Below are 16,283 nucleotides of genomic sequence, written 5' to 3'. Positions count from 1 at the left end.
GACCGCGCACCAGCAGGTACAGGCCCAGGCCGGAAAAGAGGATCCACATGGTGATTTCCTTTCTTCGCACAATCGTGCGAAATTGGGGCGGACAAAAAGAAAAAGGCGGGACATGGGGGCCGGCCGCTGGCGTTCAGGCCAGGTAGCTTCGTCGCAGGCGCTGCCAGCTGGCAGCGGCACGGGCGGGGGCTGCGGGGTCGCGCAGGAAACGCGTGTCGTGCAGGAGGCCGATGGCCAGGGCGTAGATCTCCCCGACCAGTTGCTCGGGGTGGGTGTTGGCCAGCAGCTGGCCGGCTTCGACCGCCTGCAGCACGGTGCGGCGCAAGGCGGCGCGCCAGCGCGTGACCTCCTGCAGCAGCAGGTCACGCAACTCGCCATCGCGGTCGTCGAGTTCGAAGGCGCCGGGCACGTAGATGCAGCTGTTGTGGGCCTCGGGCCGGCTCATGCGGGCCAGCCAGCGCGCCACGATCTCGTCCAGCCGCGGCAGCCCCTTGGGCTGCTGCATGGCGGGCACGAAGACGTCGGCCAGGAAGCGGCGGCCGAACTCCTCGACCACGGCCTTCTGCAGGGCTTCGCGCGAACCGATGCGCGAGAACACCCCGCTCTTGGACAGGCCCACCCGGTCGGCCACGGCCTGCAAGGTCAGGGCTTCCAGGCCCTCGGCCGCGGCCAGGTCCATGCCGGCACCGACGATGGCGGCGCGGGTCAGTTCGCTTTTGGCGGTCTTGGCGTCCAGATTCACGGCGCCAAATTTAGCACAGATGTGCGAAATTGCAAGTGCAGACACGCAGGAGCCGATGCTTACCTTCCTGCCAAACTGAACCCCCTATTTCTGAATCATTTTGAAACGCTCATTAACGTTTGCTTACGTATAAACACATTTACTAACCAAATAAGTAATTTTGTAACTGAATTTGGAGGGGCAGGGCCAAGAATTTGCACCAGGCAGCTGTATGGTGGCGATAGCATATTGGCAGGAGCTTTGTTGGGGCAGAAAACCAGGGGCCGCGTCAACGGCCAGAAACATGCAATCTAGGACGCAGGAGCAGGGCTTCACCCTAATCGAATTGATGATCACCGTCGCGGTGATCGGCATCCTCATCGCCGTCGGGCTGCCCTCGTACAGCAACGCGGTACGCAAGTCGAACCGCTCCGAAGCGCAATCCGCGCTGATGAATATCGCGACGCGCCAGCAGCAGATGCTGGTGGATACCCGCAAGTATGTGGCCACCGTGGAGGAGCTCAAGGTCACGGTGCCGGACAAGGTGAGCTCGCACTACAGCGTCACGATCACGCTGGGCACGGGCACGGCACCGAGTTTCGTGGCCGCGGCGACACCGCTCGGCTCGCAGGTCAAGGACAGCTGCGGGACGCTCACCGTCGACCAGAACAACGCGAAGCTGCCGGCGAACTGCTGGTGACGCGGAGTAGGACATGAGCAAGATGCCCGTCAGCCAGCGCGGATTCACCTTGGTCGAACTGATGACGGTCATCGTCGTCCTCACGATCATGGCCACCATCGCGGCGCCTGGCATGCAGGCACTCATCGCGAGCCAGCGGGCGCGGGGTGCCGCGCAGGATCTGATCTCGGACCTGATGCGTGCGCGCAGCGAGGCGGTCAAGCGCAACAAGGACGTGGTGCTCAGCCCGGTGGTGGACTGGACCGGCGGCTGGATCGTCAAGACAGCGGCTGATGCGGAACTCATCGGCCAGCACAATCCGGTCGGGGGCAAGATACAGATGACCCGCTCGCCTTCGAGCATCACCTACGACGGCTCCGGCCGGCTCAGCGGCGCCACTTCGACCGTACGCTTCGAGCTTTTCGATGGGGAAAGCAGCTACCGCTGCATCACCGTCGATCCGTCGGGCTTGCCGACTACCAGGATAAAGGCCTGCCCATGAGCACCGGCATGACCATCCCGAGCCGGCAGCCTGTGGCGCAGTTCGGCGGCGCCATGATCGAGGTGCTGGTGTCCATGCTGATCGTCTCTTTCGGGATCATGGGTATGCTCGGCATGCAGACCCAGGCCACGGTGTCGCAGATGGAGAGCTACCAGCGTGCGCAGGCGCTGGTGCTGGTGAAGGACATGACGCAGCGCATGGAGGCCAACCGCGCCCAGATCGCGGCCTACCTGGCCAACGACATCGGGACCGGGGCGGCGCAGGATTGCACCGCCACGACGACGACGGCCGCGCGCGACCTGTGCGAGTGGGCGGCGCAACTGCAGGGCGCGGCCGAGGTGCTCAACGGCGACAAGGTCGGCACGCTGATCAGCGCGCGCGGCTGCATCACGCAGCCCGACCCGGTGTCCTCCCCGCAGGTCTTCATGGTGGCCGTGGTCTGGCAGGGACTGCGCGAAACCGGGGCGCCGGTGGTCGAGTGCGGCAAGGCTGCCTACAGCAGCGAGGCAGCGCGCCGCGCCGCAACGGCCGTCGTACAGGTGGCGGTGCTGTCATGAAGTGCGGCCGCGGCATCCGCAGGGGCCAGGCTGGCGTCACGCTGGTCGAGTTGATGGTCGCCATGGCCATCGGCCTGATCGTCGTGGCGGGGCTGGCCATGATGTTTGCCAACAGCAGCCAGGCCGGCCGCGAACTGGACAACACCTCGCGGCAGATCGAAAACGGGCGCTACGCCGTGGACCTCCTTTCCCAGGAGATGGCCGCGGCCGGCTTCTACGGCGACGTGCCGTATGCGGGCGGCGTTTATACGCAGCCCGATCCCTGCGCCACGGCGATCGACCAGCTGGGCTGGGACGACGCGAGCAAGAAGCGCCCCGACCCGATAGAAGGAAAAACGGCCAGCGAGATGGCCGGCCTCGGCTGCTCAGGCAACCCCTCGGCGAGCAGCCCGGCCGTGGTGCTGCGCCGGCTGGACACGAACACGACGCCACAGGCCAGCGTGGTGGACAGCGCCGCCATCGCCTATGTGCAGACGTCGCAGTGCAACAACGACCTGGCCAGCACGGCCTTCGTCGCCTCGACCCAGAAAAGCGCCTTCATCCTGCGCAACCTGACCTGCACCGGGCCGGGCGAAGTCCGCCGCTACCTGAGCCGGATCTATTACGTCGCGTCGTGCAACGAATGCAGCGGTGCCGGCGTCGATACCCTGCCCACCCTCAAGCGGGCCGAGGTGAGCGGCAACAAGGTGACGGTGACGCCGCTGGCGGTGGGCATCGAGCACATCGCGCTGGAATACGGCTTCGACACCAACAACGACGGCAGTCCGGATGTCTACCGTACCGGGCTGAGCGGCGTGGCGGGCGCGGCCGACAACGCTTGGTCGAACGTGGTGACGGCGCGAGTCTACGTGCTGGCGCGCACGGTCGACGAAGTGCCGGCGCACACGGACGTCAAGCGTTATGTGATGGGCCTGCAGGGCACCCTGGGCCCCTACAACGACAAGTACAAGCGCAAGGTGTTCGTGGCGACCGCGAAGCTGCAAAACGTGGCCGGTCCGAGGGAAAACTGACACATGAATACGTTTGTAATCCGGACCAGGTGGCAAGGCGGGGCCACGCTGATCATCACGCTGATCTTCCTGATGATCATGAGCCTGCTCACGGTAACGGTGTTCAACATGACCGCGACTAACGTGAAGATCACGGGCAATGCCCAGGTGCGCAACGAAGCGCTGGCCGCGGCGCAGGTGGGGCTGGCAGCGACGATCAGCAACATCCAGTTCTCGACGGCGCCGGAGCTGATCGCCGCGAACCCCCTGCCGGTGGACATCGATGGCGACGGCAAGAGCGATTACACCGTGTCGCGCAATCCGCAACCGCGCTGCAACAAGGTGAAGACGATCAAGACCAGCGAGCTGAACCCGGGCGTCCCCGCCGACCTGGCCTGCATGGGGTCCTCGGCCGCGAACAACAGCGGCCTCGAGTCGGAGGTGGCCGCCGCGGCGACGGGGGACTCCCTGTGCTCGAACAGCGAGTGGAACATCCGCGCCTCCGTGGTCGACCCCGCAAGCAAGACGGAAGTCGCCATCAACCAGGGTGTGTCCCTGCGTGTGCTGGTGACCGACGCCGAAAGCGCGTGCAAATGAACGAGGACACAACAATGCAGCCGTATGACAAGAAAAGGAAATCGCTGGTGACGATGTGCGGCGCCTGGTGGCGACTGCTGCTGCTGAGCGGCCTGTCGCTGGCGACGGTCACGGCCCGGGCTGAGGACATCGACCTCTACGTCGGCGCCGCCGCGAACGCCGACAAGCCCAATGTGATGTTCGTCTGGGACACTTCGGCCAACTGGGGGGCCACGGTCTCGGGTGCGCCCAACTGCTACTACAAGGACAACGGCATCGCCACCGCCATCGGTCCGGCCAACCAGGGCACCAAGTTCGCCATCGAAAAATGCGCGCTCTACAACGTGATCGATGCCTTGCCGATTGCGGACGATGGCACGGCCTTGTTCAATGTGGGCATTCTGCTGATGAACGAGACGCCCTACAGCGGCGCCTACCCGCGCCAGGCCGTCAAGCCGCTGACCGTAGCGAACAAGACGCTCTTCAAGGCCTTCATCAAGGCCCTGGACATCAACGGGGACAAGGGCAGCAACGCTGACTACGGACAGGCGCTGTACGAGGCCTATCTGTACTACAAGGGGCTGAATCCGCTCAACGGGCAGTATTCGACCAAGCGGGACACCAGCGCCTTCCTGTCGACCGGCGCCTACAACAGCCCCTCGGCCATCTCCTGCGCCAACAACCACATCATCGTGATCGGCAACGGCTCGCCGCAGATCTCGAACCCGGAGAAGAACGTGCGCAACCTGCTGGCGGCGCGCGTGGAGGCCGACCTTCCCAGCCTGACGCAGGCCGAGCGCGATGCGCTCAAAGCCGAAATCGTTAACGCCGCGCTGGGCAACGACCAGGCCGACTGGGTGGACGAAATGGCACGTTTCATGACGCGCATGGATGCGAGCAGCAAGGAGGGCGAACAGGCCATCACCACCCACACGATCGCGGTCCTCAAGGGGAATAACAGCGATGGCAGCTTCCCGGTGCTGATGAAAAGCACGGCCAGCAACGGCGGCGGCAACTACTACCAGGGATCCAGCGTCGACGCAGTCGTGGACGCGATCCTCAAGATCTTCAACCAGCTGCAGGCCGTCAACAGCGTGTTCGCCTCGGCCAGTTTGCCGGTGAGCGTGAACGCCCGCGGTACCTACCTGAACCAGGTCTACATGGGCATGTTCAGGCCGGATGAGCAGGCGCGCCCGCGCTGGCGCGGCAACGTCAAGCAGTACCAGTTCTCCTACGACCCGGTGACGGACTCGATCGCGCTGACCGACACCAACGGCACGGCCATCGTGAGCAGCTCGACCGGCTTCATCGCGCCCAGCGCGGTCTCCTACTGGACCGAGGACAGCAGCTTCTGGGTCAACCAGCCGATGGGCACGCCGCCCTCGCCGTCCGATTCCCCGGATGGCGAGGTGGTGGAGAAGGGCGGTGCGGCCCAGCGCCTGCGCACCACCTATGCCCTGTCCCAGGACGGCCGCAAAATCTATACCTGCCTGCCGGGCAGCTGCATCCCGGGTATGGAACTGGCCACCACGGCAGGGGCCCAGTTCGTCGACAGCAACACCGGCATCACGCAGGCCGCGCTCAACGCCGCCAGCGCGGCGGAGCGCACAGCCATCATCAACTGGATCCGCGGCACGGACAATGCCGGCGATGAACAGGGGCCCGGAGGCAGCACCACCATCCGGCCCAGCGTGCATGGGGATGTGCTGCATTCGCGCCCGGTCGTGGTGAACTATGGCGGGACGACCGGCGTACTGCTCTTCTATGGCGCCAACGACGGGTTGCTGCACGCCGTCAACGGCAACCAGAGCGGGACGAATGCGGGCCACGAACTGTGGACCTTCGCACCGCCCGAACATTTCGGTAAGTACAAGCGTTTGCGCGACAACGCGCCAGCCATCCGCCTGTCGACGACACCGTCGAGCCTGACCTCGTCACAGCCGCGCGACTACCTGCTGGATGGCCCGATCGGCGTCTACCAGAAGATCGACAGCCAGGGCGTGAGCAACAAAGTACACATCTATGCGGGCATGCGCCGCGGAGGACGCATCCTGTACGCCCTGGACGTGACCGATCCGGTGGCGCCCAAGTACCTGTGGAAGCAGACGTCGGCAGACACCGGCTTCGCCGTGCTGGGGCAGACCTGGTCGGAGCCCAAGGTCGCCCGCATCAAGGGCTGGGCCAACCCGGTCATCATCATGGGCGCCGGCTACGACGCGGCGGCCGAAGACCAGGCGACCCCCGGCACCACCACCATGGGCAATGCCGTGTTGGTGATCGACGCGATTGACGGCCAGCTGCTGCGCGCGTTTCCCACCGACCGCAGCGTGCCGGCCGACGTGACCCTGATGGACGTAAATCTGGATGGCAAGATCGACCGCGTCTACGCGGTCGATGTGGGCGGCAATATCTATCGCATTGACTTGGAAAACGCCTCGAACAGCGACAAGGCGAACTGGACGTCCTACAAGCTGGCGGCCCTGCAGGGCGGGGCCACTTATCCGCGCAAATTCTTCTTTGCGCCCGACGTTGTGCAGGGGCCGAATTTCGTCGCGGTCATGGCGGGCAGCGGTGATCGGGAAAAGCCTCTGAACCAGTCGTCCACCGACGCGTTCTTCACCGTGATGGACAAGAACATGGGCTACAAGCCGGCGGTCACCCCGAGCCCGATCACGCCGGCCTCGATGGCTGTCATCGGCGACTCGTCGACCAGTGGCAACGATGGCTGCTACCTGAACATGGAGAACGGCGAAAAGATCGTCAATGCACCGGTGACGTCCCTGGGGGTGACCTACTTCGCGACCAACAAGCCGGTACCCCCGAGCAGCAACTCCTGCGTGAGCAATCTGGGGCGCGCCAAAATCTATGCGGCCCCCTTGTTCTGCAAGGTGGCGACCAGCCAGACACTGACCGGCGGCGGCCTGCCCCCCTCTCCGGTGACCGGCATCGTGCAGGTGACCTACACCGTGAACGGTCAGACCTTGAGCAAGAACGTGCCCTTCATCATCGGTGCACCGAACGCTAAGAAGTCCGGTATCGAGGGCTCGAAGATCCAGCCGTCGACCACGCCGGTGCGCCGCAAGAACTACTGGTACGTCGAAGGGCAGAAATAGGCGGAGCGGGTACGGGCTGGCACGTACCCGACCAGGCGGGGGCGGCCTGGTGCTAGAGTGCGCCGAGTCAGAAAACAGACCCGGCAGGAGACATGAACCATCCCCCCTACATTCCACAGATCCGCCTCTACCAGGACTGGCTGCGCGAGCAGCACGGGCTGGCCTTCGACAGCTACGACGCGCTGTGGCGCTGGTCGACAAACAATCTGGATGCCTTTTGGCAGAGCATCTGGGATTGTTACGGCGTCTACTCCCCCACGCCGCACACCGCCGCCCTGGCCGAGAACCGCATGCCGGGCGCGCGCTGGTTTCCGGGTGCCCAGGTGAACTACGCGCAACAGGTGCTGCGCCACGCACAGATGGCGCACGCCGCAGGCTTCCCCGCCATCGTCAGCCACAACGAGCAGAGCCTGGCGGCGGGTGAGCCGGCGCGCGAGATGCGCTGGCCCGAGTTGCAGCGCCAGGTGGCGTCGCTCGCCCTGCACCTGCAGGCCCAGGGCGTGCGCAAGGGTGACCGCGTGGTGGCCTACCTGCCCAATGTGCCTGAAGCCATGGTGGCCTTTCTGGCGACGGCCAGCCTCGGTGCCATCTGGAGCCTGTGCGCGCCCGATATGGGCACGGCTGCCGTGCTGGACCGCTTCAAGCAGATCGAGCCCACGGTGTTGATCGCCTGCGGCGGGGTGCGCTACGGAGGGCGCGACAGCGACCGGCGCGAGGTGGTGGCCGAGATCTGCGCCGCCCTGCCCACAGTGCAGCATCTGATCGTGTTGCCCCATCTGGCACAGGCGGCGTTCGATGCGCGCGCCGGCGTGAGCATCACGCCCTGGGCCCAGGCGGTGGCGCGCGACGACGCGCAGACCACGGCCTTCAAGCCCCTGAGCGTGTCCTTCGATCACCCGCTCTGGGTGGTGTATTCGAGCGGCACCACCGGCCTGCCCAAGCCCATCGTGCACGGGCACGGCGGCATCATGATCGTGGCCCTGGCCTTCACGCTCAACACCGACATCGGCTGCAGTTATGCGCCCAACAGCTGGGGCGAGCGTTTCCACTGGTACAGCTCCACGGGCTGGGTCATGTGGAACTGCCAGCTCGGCGGCCTGCTGACCGGCACCACGGTCTGCATCTTCGACGGCAGCCCCGGCGGCGCCACGGTCGATGCTGCGGGCAACAAACAGGCGCCGGACTGGACCACCTTGTGGCGTTTTGTCGCAGATACCGGCACCACCTTCTTCGGCGCGGGCGCCGCCTTCTTCGCCAACGGCATGAAGGCCGGCATCGATCTGCGGCAGTGCGGTGACCTGCGACACGTGCGCGCGCTGGGCTCCACGGGTTCGCCTCTCTCCGAAGACGTGCAACGCTGGACCAATGCGCAGATGCGGTCCGTGAACCCGAAGGCCGGCGGCACGCTGCAAAAGGCCGGCGACATCTGGTGGTCCAACATTTCCGGCGGCACCGACTTCGCCGGCGCCTTCATCGCCGGCAACCGCGAGCTGCCGCAGGTGCCGGGCGAGATGCAGTGCCGGGTGCTGGGCTGCGCGGTCGAGGCCTGGAACGAACAGGGCGAGCCCGTGCTGGACGCCGTGGGCGAACTGGTCTGCAGCCAGCCCCTCCCCAGCATGCCGCTGTATTTCTGGAACGATGTCGCAGCGACGGGCCGTCCCGAGCAAGACACGGCCCCCTCTGGGGGCCGGGAGCCACACGCAGCGGGCAACCGTGGGGGGCATGTCATCGGCAAGCGCTACCTGTCCAGCTACTTCGACATGTACCCGGCCGGGCACGGGCGGCGGCCCGGTGGCGGTGACGCGGGGCCTGCGGCCGGCCCGGTCTGGCGTCACGGCGACTGGTTGAGGATCACCCCGCGCGGCAGCTGCATCATCTACGGCCGCTCGGATGCCACCATCAACCGCCACGGCCTGCGCATGGGCACCAGCGAGCTCTACAGCGCCGTCGAGGCGCTGCCCGAGGTGCTGGACTCCATGGTGGTGGATCTGGAGTATCTGGGCCGCGAGAGCTACATGCCTCTGTTCGTGGTGCTGCGTCCGGGCTGCACGCTGGACGCGGACATGACGCGCAAGATCGGCGACGCCATCAGGACGGCGCTGTCACCGCGTTTCGTGCCCAACGAGATCCTGCAGGTGGCCGAGATCCCGCGCACGCTCAGCGGCAAGAAGCAGGAATTGCCCATCAAGAAGCTGCTGCTGGGCCAGCCGCTGGAGAGGGTTGTGAACCGGGACGCCATGGCCAACCCGGCGTGCCTGGCCTGGTACGTGGATTTCGCGTCCCGCTACGCCGCCCGTCAGCCGGCGGCCTGAGCCTGCAGCCAGGCGGCAAAAGTCGCCAGCGCGGCCCGGGCTTCGCCGCGTTCGGGCAGCACCAGCCAGTAGGCGCGTCCGCTCTTGAGCGGGCGCGGGCAGGCCACCACGAGTTCGCCGCGTGCCAGCTCCGGTTCGATCAGCAGGCGCGGCACCAGGGCCAGGCCCAGGCCCTGGGCGGCCGCGGCGGCCGTCATCGAGTACAGCTCATAGCGCGGACCCGAGAGCGCGGCGGGCGCGTCCGCGCCCATGGCCTCGAACCACTGGCGCCAGGCCTCGGGCCGGGTGCTCTGCTGCAGCAGCGGCAGCGCGGCCAGATCCCGCGGCTGCAGGCGCTTGCGCCCGCCCAACAGGGTCGGGGCACAGACCGGCACCACCTCCTCCTCGATCAGCATCTTGGCCTGCGTACCGGCCCAGTTGGCCACCTGCTCGCGTGTGCCGGAATACAGCGCGGCGTCGAAGCCGGTGTCGGCGAAGAGGAAGGGGCGGGTGCGCGTCTCGATGTGCACCACAAGCTCGGGATGCGAGTTCGCCAGTTGCGGCAGGCGCGGCAGGAGCCAGCGGGTGGCGAAGGTCGGCACCGCGGCCAGCGCAATGCTGCCGGCGCGGCCCTGGCGCGACATGGCTTCGAGCGTGTCGCGCTCCAGCGCCTGCAGGCGCGGCGCGATCTGGCGCGCATAGTCGGCCCCGCCGGGGGTGAGCGCCACGCCGTGGCGGGTGCGGCGAAACAGCGCGATGCCCAGGTAGTCTTCCAGCGCGCCGATCTGGCGGGAGACGGCGCTCTGCGTCAGCGCCAGCTCCTGTGCGGCGCGGGTGTAGCTCTCGTGGCGGGCGGCGGCGTCGAAACAGGCCAGGGCTTGCAGCGAGGGGATCTTGCGGCGCATGGTGTGAGTAATATACACAACTGGCCCCGATCTTTGCCCAAGATATTTATAGAAGAAGGATTAAGTCATGCGTTCTGATCATGACTGCGTGCCGCTTTTTCGTTTGCCCGGGCCCCGGCCTGCCCGTACGATGGCGGCATATTTCTGGAGCACCGCCATGGCCAACGCCGCCTTTCACTGGAACGACCCTTTTCTGCTGGATCAGCAACTCAGCGACGATGAGCGCATGGTGCGCGATGCCGCCGCCGCCTACTGCCAGGACAAGCTGGCGCCGAGCGTGCTGGAGGCCTTTCGCCACGAGCAGACCGACCCGACCATCTTTCGCGAGATGGGTGAACTGGGCCTGCTGGGCCCCACCATTCCCGAGCAATACGGCGGCCCCGGCCTGAACTACGTGGCTTACGGCCTGATCGCGCGGGAAGTGGAGCGCGTGGATTCCGGCTACCGCTCCATGATGAGCGTGCAGTCGTCCCTCGTGATGGTGCCGATCTTCGAGTTCGGCAGCGAAGCCCAGCGGCAGAAGTACCTGCCCAAGCTGGCCACCGGGGCATGGATCGGCTGCTTCGGCCTGACCGAGCCGGACCATGGCTCCGACCCGAATTCCATGATCACGCGCGCGCAGAAAACCAAGGGGGGCTACAAGCTCAGCGGCGGCAAGATGTGGATCTCCAACAGCCCCATCGCCGATGTCTTCGTGGTCTGGGCCAAGGAGGTCAGCGAGAGCGGCGCCGTCGGCCCGATCCGCGGTTTCATCCTGGAGAAGGGCATGAAGGGCCTCTCCGCTCCGGCCGTGCACGGCAAGGTGGGCCTGCGTGCCTCCATCACCGGCGAGATCGTGATGGACAACGTCTTCGTGCCGGAGGAGAACGCCTTCCCCGAGGTGCAAGGGCTCAAGGGCCCCTTCACCTGCCTGAACTCGGCGCGTTACGGCATCGCCTGGGGCGCCTTGGGTGCGGCCGAGGACTGCTGGTTCCGTGCGCGCCAGTACGTGCTGGACCGCAAGCAGTTCGGCCGTCCGCTGGCGGCCAACCAGCTGATCCAGAAGAAACTGGCCGACATGCAGACCGAGATCGCGCTGGGCCTGCAGGGCTGCCTGCGCCTGGGTCGCATGAAGGACGAGGGCACGGCCGCGGTGGAGATCACCTCCATCCTCAAGCGCAACAGCTGCGGCAAGTCGCTGGACATTGCCCGCCTGGCGCGTGACATGATGGGCGGCAACGGCATCAGCGACGAGTTCGGCGTGGCGCGCCACCTGGTGAACCTGGAGGTGGTCAACACCTACGAGGGCACGCACGACATCCATGCCCTGATCCTGGGCCGCGCGCAGACGGGCATTGCGGCTTTCGCGAACTGAGATGAGCAAACCTGCCGCCCTGCCGCACATCAAGGTGCTGGACCTGTCCCGTGTGCTTGCGGGGCCCTGGTGCACCCAGATCCTCGCGGACCTGGGCGCCGACGTGGTGAAGATCGAGCGTCCCGGCGCCGGTGACGACACGCGCCACTGGGGCCCGCCCTTCCTGAAGGACGCGCAGGGCAACGACACCGCGCATGCGGCTTACTACACCTGCGCCAATCGCAACAAGCGCTCCATCACGGTGGACATTGCCAAGCCCGAAGGCCAGGCGCTGATTCGCCAGCTGGCAGAGCAAAGTGACGTGCTGGTGGAGAACTTCAAGGTCGGTGGCCTGGCGCACTATGGCCTGGACTACGCGAGCCTCAAGCCGGTCAACCCCAAACTCATCTACTGCTCGGTCACCGGCTTCGGCCAGGACGGGCCCTATGCCGAGCGCGCCGGCTATGACCTCATGGTGCAGGCCATGAGCGGCATGATGAGCATCACCGGCCGACCCGACGAGGCGCCCGGTGGCGGCCCGCAGCGTGTGGGTGTGGCGCTGACCGATATCTTCACGGGGGTCTACGCATCAACCGCCATCCTGGCAGCGCTGGAAGTGCGGCACCGTACGGGCGAGGGCCAGCACATCGACATGTCCCTGCTCGACGTGGGCATGGCCATCCTGGCCAACCAGGCCGGCGGTTTTCTCAACACCGGCAAAGTGCCGCAACGCCAGGGCAACAGCCACCCGAGCCTGGTGCCTTACCAGGACATGCCCACCCAGGACGGTGCCATGTTGCTGGCCATAGGCAACGATGGCCAGTTCGCGCGTTTCTGCGAAGTGGCGGGGCGGCCCGAACTGGCGCAGGACGCGCGTTACGCCAGCAACCCGCAGCGTGTGCTGCACCGCGAGACCCTGGTGCCGCAATTGGAGGCCATCACACGCACACGCAGCACGGCCGAATGGATCGCCGCGCTGGAACACAGGGCCGTGCCCTGCGGACCGATCAACGACATAGGCCAGGCTTTTGCCGACGCGCAGGTGCAGGCACGCGGCCTGGCCATCACACAGGCACGCTCGCCGCAGGCCCTGGCGGCCGAGGGTGTGTCCGAGATCCGCAGTGTGGCCAGCCCCTTGCGCCTGAGCGAGACACCGCCCGTGCTGCACCGCGCGCCGCCGGCGCTGGGCGAGCATACGGAGGAGGTGCTGGCCGGACTGGGACTGGACGCGACGCGTATCGCCGCGCTGCGCGCCAGCGGTATTGTCTAGTTGAGTTTTTTGCGCGCCGGCCGTCGTGCCCGCACAGCGGCGGCCAGGGCGAACTGGCCCCATCCGGCCATGGCCTGGCTGTTCTCGTAGACCTCGGCCGGGGCTTCGTAGTACATCAGCTGCACCGTCTTGCCGCGCGCCGTGTACCGGAAGCGTTGCAGGCCGGCGGATTCGAAACGGGGCTGGCTCTGCGCGTCGGCCTTGAAGTAGAGCTTGTCATTGGCGACGAGGGCGATGAACAGGCCATTGCAGTAGAGGCCGTGGCCGCCGAACATGGCGCGTGACGAGATGGCGCCCAGCGGCGCCATCAGGTCCAGGACCAGGGAGAGAAACCCATTGCGGCGTGGCATGCGCTGCACTATAACGGCGGGGTGCGCGGCCCGCACCTAGGTGACAGCTTACCCATGCCAGCCGGATCACAATCAGAAGACCCTACCCACAAGCAGGAGACCGACATGACAGCACCCCTCGAACGCTCACTGAGCCGCCGCCAGCTCATCAAACGCAGCGCCGCACTGGCGGCCGCACCGGCGCTGGTCAGCCCCTGGGCGCTGGCCCAGGACAAGTTTCCCAACCGTCCCATCACCCTGATTGCGCCCTGGCCCACAGGAGGCAGCAGCGACGCCGTGATGCGCGCCTTTGCTGAAGCGGCCGGCCGCGCCCTGGGCGGCACCATGATCGTGGAGAACAAGCCGGGCGTGGGCGGCACGCTGGGCGCCACGGCCATGCTGCAGGCCAAACCCGACGGCTACACGCTCACGCAGCTGCCCCTGGGCATCTACCGTCTGCCGCACATGCAGAAAATGCCCTTTGATCCGGTCAAGGACATCACGCACATCGTCTGCCTCACCGGCTACACCTTCGGCCTGGCCGCCCGTCCCGACGCGCCCTACAAGACCCTCAAGGAGATGGTGGCCTATGCCAAGGCCAACCCGGGCAAGGTCAACTACGGGCACACCGGCACCGGCACCACGCCGCACCTGGCCATCGAGGAATTCGCCATCAAGGCCGGCATCACGCTGCAGGACATCCCCTACAAGGGCTCGGCCGAGATCCTGCAGGCCATCCTGGGCGGGCACATTCCCCTCATGAGCGGCACCACGGAATTCGCGCCCCATGTCCGCGCCGGCACGCTCAATCTGCTGGCCACGCTGGGCAGCAAGCGTAACAAGGCCTTCCCCGATGTGCCCACCGTCAAGGAAAGCGGCTGGGACACGGTGAGCGAATCGCCCTTCGGCATCGGCGGGCCCAAGAACATGGACCCGGCCATCGTCAAGATCCTGCACGACGCCTTCCGCCAGACCCTGGAGGACCAGCGTGTGCTCGACACGCTGGACAAGTTCTACCAGCCGGTGATCTACATGGGCACGGCCGAGTACACGGCCTATGCCGAACGTACCTTCGTGGCCGAGAAGGCCACGATCGATCGCCTCAAGGCGGCCGGCAAGATCTGATTCAGCAGGGGGCTGGGCGGGAAACCGCTCAGCCAGACCTGCGGTTCACCAGCACGATGCCCACGGCCACCATGGCCAGCGCTGCCAGCAGGCTGGGCGTGAGCGGCTCGTGCAACCAGAGCGCGCCGAACAGCAGGGCGAACAGGGGTGTGAGAAAAGCGAAGGCCGAAATTTTGGTGGCCGGGTAGCGCCCCAGCATCCACATCCAGACCAGGTAACTGGCGAACGCCCCCACCACGGTCTGCAGCAAGAGCGAGCCGATGGCAAAGGGGCTGAACTGCCAGCCCCAGCGTTCACCGAGCGCCAGCGAAAGCAGCGGCAAGGCGACCGCGCTGACGGCCACCTGGTAGAACAGCAGCTTTTCCGCCGATGCCCGGGCCAGGGTGCTGGCGCGTATGGTCACGGTGGTCAGGCCCCAGGACAGGCCGGCCGTCAGGGCCAGCAGGTCGCCGAGCAACTGTCCGTCGGTCGTCGGCGCGACAAAACTCTCACGCATGGCGAACACCAGGGCGATGAAGGCCAGCAAGAGGCCCAGCCACTGGACCGCGCACAGGCGTTCGGCCCGCACCAGCAGCGGCAGCACCAGGGCCACCCAGAAGGGCGAGGTGTAGAGGAAGACGGTGAGGCGCGAGGCGGTGGTGTGCTGCAGGCCGATGTAGAGGCAGGCGAATTCACCGGCGAACAGCGCGCCGGCCAGCAGGCCCGGCCACAGCGTGGCGTCGTGCGCGAACAGGGCCACGCCGCGCCAGCGGCACCAGAGCAGCAGCAGGGCCGTGGCGCCGACAAAGCGCAGCGCGGCCTGGAAGATCGGCGGCAGTTCCGGCAGCGTGGCTTTCACCAGCACCTGCTGGAAGCCCCAGAACATGCAGCAGGCCAGCAGGATGCCGGCGGCCACACCGTCAAGGTGGTCCTTGCGTGCGGGCGGATGCATCTCAGTAACCCAGCGTTTGTTGCGCAAGACGGAGGTGCGCGCATGAAGGCGGTTTATCGGGGAACGCCGTGGAACCGGCTTGGCCGGGCCACTGGCGTTGCCACCTGCAAGGGGGGTGGCGTAGCGAACGAAGGGAGCGGAGCCTGGGGGTGCGCAACATCACAAGGGGTGTTCGGCGTAGAAGCGCCCGCCGTGGAAGAGCAGCGGGGAGGCGTCGGCCCGCTGCGTGCAGCGCTCGACCTCGCCGACGAAGATCACGTGGTCGCCCTCTTCATAACGGCTGCGGTTGAAACATTCGAAGGTGGCTGCGGCACCGGTCAGCACCGGGGCGCCGGCCACACCCTCGGCATGGGCCACACCGGCCCAGCGGTCCACGCCTTTGGCGGCGAAGCGCTGCGCAAGTTCCAGCTGGTCGGCTGCCAGTACATTGATGGCGTAGTGCGAGCCGGCGCTGAACACGGCCATGGAGGCCGCCGCGCGCGCCAGGCTCCAGAGCACCAGCGGTGGGTTCAGGGAGACCGAGTTGAAGGAGTTGGCGGTCAGGCCCACCAACCTGCCGTTGGCCGCACGTGCGGTGACGATGGTGACGCCGGTGGCGAACATGCCCAGGGCTGCGCGGAACTCGGTCTGGGTGAAGCTCGGAGGGCGGGCGCGCGATCCCGGGGAAGAAACGGAGGAGGGTAGGGACACGATCTTTCGATCATATCCCCCCCTAAGAACCGTACGTGCCACTTTCATGGCATACGGCTCACGCACGACCATCATCGACTGGCGTCAGAGGGTGCATACCCCTCAGCCAGTCTCCGAATTTCACTCCTGCGTGCTCAGGAGCGGCTTATTGAGGCTTTCATAATTCATGACATCACCACAGCGTAGCCTGCATCCAGCAAGCGGCGATGATCGAGGGGCGCTTTTGCGCGCTCTTGAGCTTGTTGCGTGCGGTCGTGTGCAGCTCGCTCAGA

15 protein-coding genes are annotated in these 16,283 nt (G+C 66.4%); 10 read left to right on the top strand and 5 right to left on the bottom strand.

Annotation, left to right across the window (positions count from 1 at the left end; genetic code table 11):
- Nucleotides 1-133: 133 nt before the first annotated feature.
- On the bottom strand, nt 134-736 hold the full coding sequence (locus tag ACYVH8_RS16275) for a TetR/AcrR family transcriptional regulator (protein ID WP_460489978.1): 603 nt from the start codon (nt 734-736) through the stop codon (nt 134-136).
- A gap of 289 nt (nt 737-1,025) precedes the next feature.
- On the opposite strand from ACYVH8_RS16275, the gene ACYVH8_RS16270 reads away from it, so the two are divergent.
- From ACYVH8_RS16270 to ACYVH8_RS16240, 7 genes are all read left to right on the top strand, one after another.
- Nucleotides 1,026-1,421, top strand: coding sequence for a type IV pilin protein (locus ACYVH8_RS16270; protein ID WP_460489859.1), 396 nt, complete (start codon nt 1,026-1,028; stop codon nt 1,419-1,421).
- Nucleotides 1,422-1,434: 13 nt separating this feature from the next.
- Entirely contained in the window at nt 1,435-1,902 is a 468-nt protein-coding gene (locus tag ACYVH8_RS16265) for a GspH/FimT family pseudopilin (protein WP_460489858.1), read from the top strand.
- Complete coding sequence (gene pilV, locus ACYVH8_RS16260; protein WP_460489857.1) at nt 1,899-2,459, top strand: type IV pilus modification protein PilV; 561 nt, start codon at nt 1,899-1,901, stop codon at nt 2,457-2,459. Before ACYVH8_RS16265 ends, pilV begins: the two co-directional genes overlap by 4 nt.
- Complete coding sequence (locus tag ACYVH8_RS16255; protein ID WP_460489856.1) at nt 2,456-3,469, top strand: PilW family protein; 1,014 nt, start codon at nt 2,456-2,458, stop codon at nt 3,467-3,469. The genes pilV and ACYVH8_RS16255 overlap by 4 nt, the downstream gene beginning before the upstream one ends.
- Before the next feature lie 3 nt (nt 3,470-3,472).
- On the top strand, nt 3,473-4,045 hold the full coding sequence (locus ACYVH8_RS16250; RefSeq protein WP_460489855.1) for a pilus assembly PilX family protein: 573 nt from the start codon (nt 3,473-3,475) through the stop codon (nt 4,043-4,045).
- A 14-nt stretch (nt 4,046-4,059) separates the two neighbouring features.
- Nucleotides 4,060-7,137 carry a pilus assembly protein gene (locus ACYVH8_RS16245; protein WP_460489854.1) on the top strand — a complete coding sequence of 1,026 codons (3,078 nt, stop codon included), beginning with the start codon at nt 4,060-4,062 and terminating at the stop codon, nt 7,135-7,137.
- A 92-nt stretch (nt 7,138-7,229) separates the two neighbouring features.
- A complete protein-coding gene (locus ACYVH8_RS16240) occupies nt 7,230-9,449 on the top strand; it encodes an acetoacetate--CoA ligase (protein WP_460489853.1) in 2,220 nt (739 codons plus the stop codon).
- On the opposite strand, the gene ACYVH8_RS16235 is transcribed toward ACYVH8_RS16240, so the two are convergent.
- Entirely contained in the window at nt 9,434-10,333 is a 900-nt protein-coding gene (locus ACYVH8_RS16235; protein ID WP_460489852.1) for a LysR substrate-binding domain-containing protein, read from the bottom strand. The genes ACYVH8_RS16240 and ACYVH8_RS16235 overlap by 16 nt on opposite strands.
- A 157-nt stretch (nt 10,334-10,490) precedes the next feature.
- Between ACYVH8_RS16235 and ACYVH8_RS16230 the strand changes: the two genes are divergently transcribed.
- Nucleotides 10,491-11,687, top strand: coding sequence for an acyl-CoA dehydrogenase (locus ACYVH8_RS16230; protein ID WP_460489851.1), 1,197 nt, complete (start codon nt 10,491-10,493; stop codon nt 11,685-11,687).
- Between the two features lies 1 nt (nt 11,688).
- Nucleotides 11,689-12,936, top strand: a complete 1,248-nt coding sequence (locus tag ACYVH8_RS16225; protein WP_460489850.1) for a CaiB/BaiF CoA transferase family protein — start codon at nt 11,689-11,691, stop codon at nt 12,934-12,936.
- On the opposite strand, the gene ACYVH8_RS16220 is transcribed toward ACYVH8_RS16225, so the two are convergent.
- Nucleotides 12,933-13,286, bottom strand: coding sequence for a TfoX/Sxy family protein (locus ACYVH8_RS16220; protein ID WP_460489849.1), 354 nt, complete (start codon nt 13,284-13,286; stop codon nt 12,933-12,935). The genes ACYVH8_RS16225 and ACYVH8_RS16220 overlap by 4 nt on opposite strands.
- 105 nt (nt 13,287-13,391) lie before the next feature.
- On the opposite strand from ACYVH8_RS16220, the gene ACYVH8_RS16215 reads away from it, so the two are divergent.
- Complete coding sequence (locus ACYVH8_RS16215; RefSeq protein ID WP_460489848.1) at nt 13,392-14,390, top strand: tripartite tricarboxylate transporter substrate binding protein; 999 nt, start codon at nt 13,392-13,394, stop codon at nt 14,388-14,390.
- Between the two features lie 28 nt (nt 14,391-14,418).
- Here the strand turns inward: ACYVH8_RS16215 and ACYVH8_RS16210 are convergent, their stop codons facing one another.
- Both ACYVH8_RS16210 and ACYVH8_RS16205 read right to left on the bottom strand, forming a co-directional pair.
- The gene (locus ACYVH8_RS16210) at nt 14,419-15,321 is read right to left on the bottom strand and encodes a DMT family transporter (protein ID WP_460489847.1); all 903 of its coding nucleotides are present in this window, start codon (nt 15,319-15,321) and stop codon (nt 14,419-14,421) included.
- 159 nt (nt 15,322-15,480) lie between these two features.
- On the bottom strand, nt 15,481-15,924 hold the full coding sequence (locus ACYVH8_RS16205; RefSeq protein WP_460489977.1) for a flavin reductase family protein: 444 nt from the start codon (nt 15,922-15,924) through the stop codon (nt 15,481-15,483).
- Nucleotides 15,925-16,283 lie beyond the last annotated feature (359 nt).

The sequence above is a fragment of the Curvibacter fontanus genome, assembly GCF_054780335.1.
The sequence above is the reverse complement of the archived record's forward strand: the minus strand, read 5'-3'. Positions and strand labels throughout refer to the sequence as shown.

What these genes read in the sequence shown, in the direction of transcription:
- ACYVH8_RS16205 (WP_460489977.1), bottom strand. Translation starts at nt 15,924, where the DNA reads ATGTTCGCCACCGGCGTCACCATCGTCACCGCACGTGCGGCCAACGGC.
- ACYVH8_RS16270 (WP_460489859.1), top strand. Translation starts at nt 1,026, where the DNA reads ATGCAATCTAGGACGCAGGAGCAGGGCTTCACCCTAATCGAATTGATG.
- ACYVH8_RS16215 (WP_460489848.1), top strand. Translation starts at nt 13,392, where the DNA reads ATGACAGCACCCCTCGAACGCTCACTGAGCCGCCGCCAGCTCATCAAA.
- ACYVH8_RS16255 (WP_460489856.1), top strand. Translation starts at nt 2,456, where the DNA reads ATGAAGTGCGGCCGCGGCATCCGCAGGGGCCAGGCTGGCGTCACGCTG.
- ACYVH8_RS16265 (WP_460489858.1), top strand. Translation starts at nt 1,435, where the DNA reads ATGAGCAAGATGCCCGTCAGCCAGCGCGGATTCACCTTGGTCGAACTG.
- ACYVH8_RS16210 (WP_460489847.1), bottom strand. Translation starts at nt 15,321, where the DNA reads ATGCATCCGCCCGCACGCAAGGACCACCTTGACGGTGTGGCCGCCGGC.
- pilV (WP_460489857.1), top strand. Translation starts at nt 1,899, where the DNA reads ATGAGCACCGGCATGACCATCCCGAGCCGGCAGCCTGTGGCGCAGTTC.
- ACYVH8_RS16235 (WP_460489852.1), bottom strand. Translation starts at nt 10,333, where the DNA reads ATGCGCCGCAAGATCCCCTCGCTGCAAGCCCTGGCCTGTTTCGACGCC.
- ACYVH8_RS16220 (WP_460489849.1), bottom strand. Translation starts at nt 13,286, where the DNA reads ATGCCACGCCGCAATGGGTTTCTCTCCCTGGTCCTGGACCTGATGGCG.
- ACYVH8_RS16230 (WP_460489851.1), top strand. Translation starts at nt 10,491, where the DNA reads ATGGCCAACGCCGCCTTTCACTGGAACGACCCTTTTCTGCTGGATCAG.
- ACYVH8_RS16240 (WP_460489853.1), top strand. Translation starts at nt 7,230, where the DNA reads ATGAACCATCCCCCCTACATTCCACAGATCCGCCTCTACCAGGACTGG.
- ACYVH8_RS16250 (WP_460489855.1), top strand. Translation starts at nt 3,473, where the DNA reads ATGAATACGTTTGTAATCCGGACCAGGTGGCAAGGCGGGGCCACGCTG.
- ACYVH8_RS16225 (WP_460489850.1), top strand. Translation starts at nt 11,689, where the DNA reads ATGAGCAAACCTGCCGCCCTGCCGCACATCAAGGTGCTGGACCTGTCC.
- ACYVH8_RS16245 (WP_460489854.1), top strand. Translation starts at nt 4,060, where the DNA reads ATGCAGCCGTATGACAAGAAAAGGAAATCGCTGGTGACGATGTGCGGC.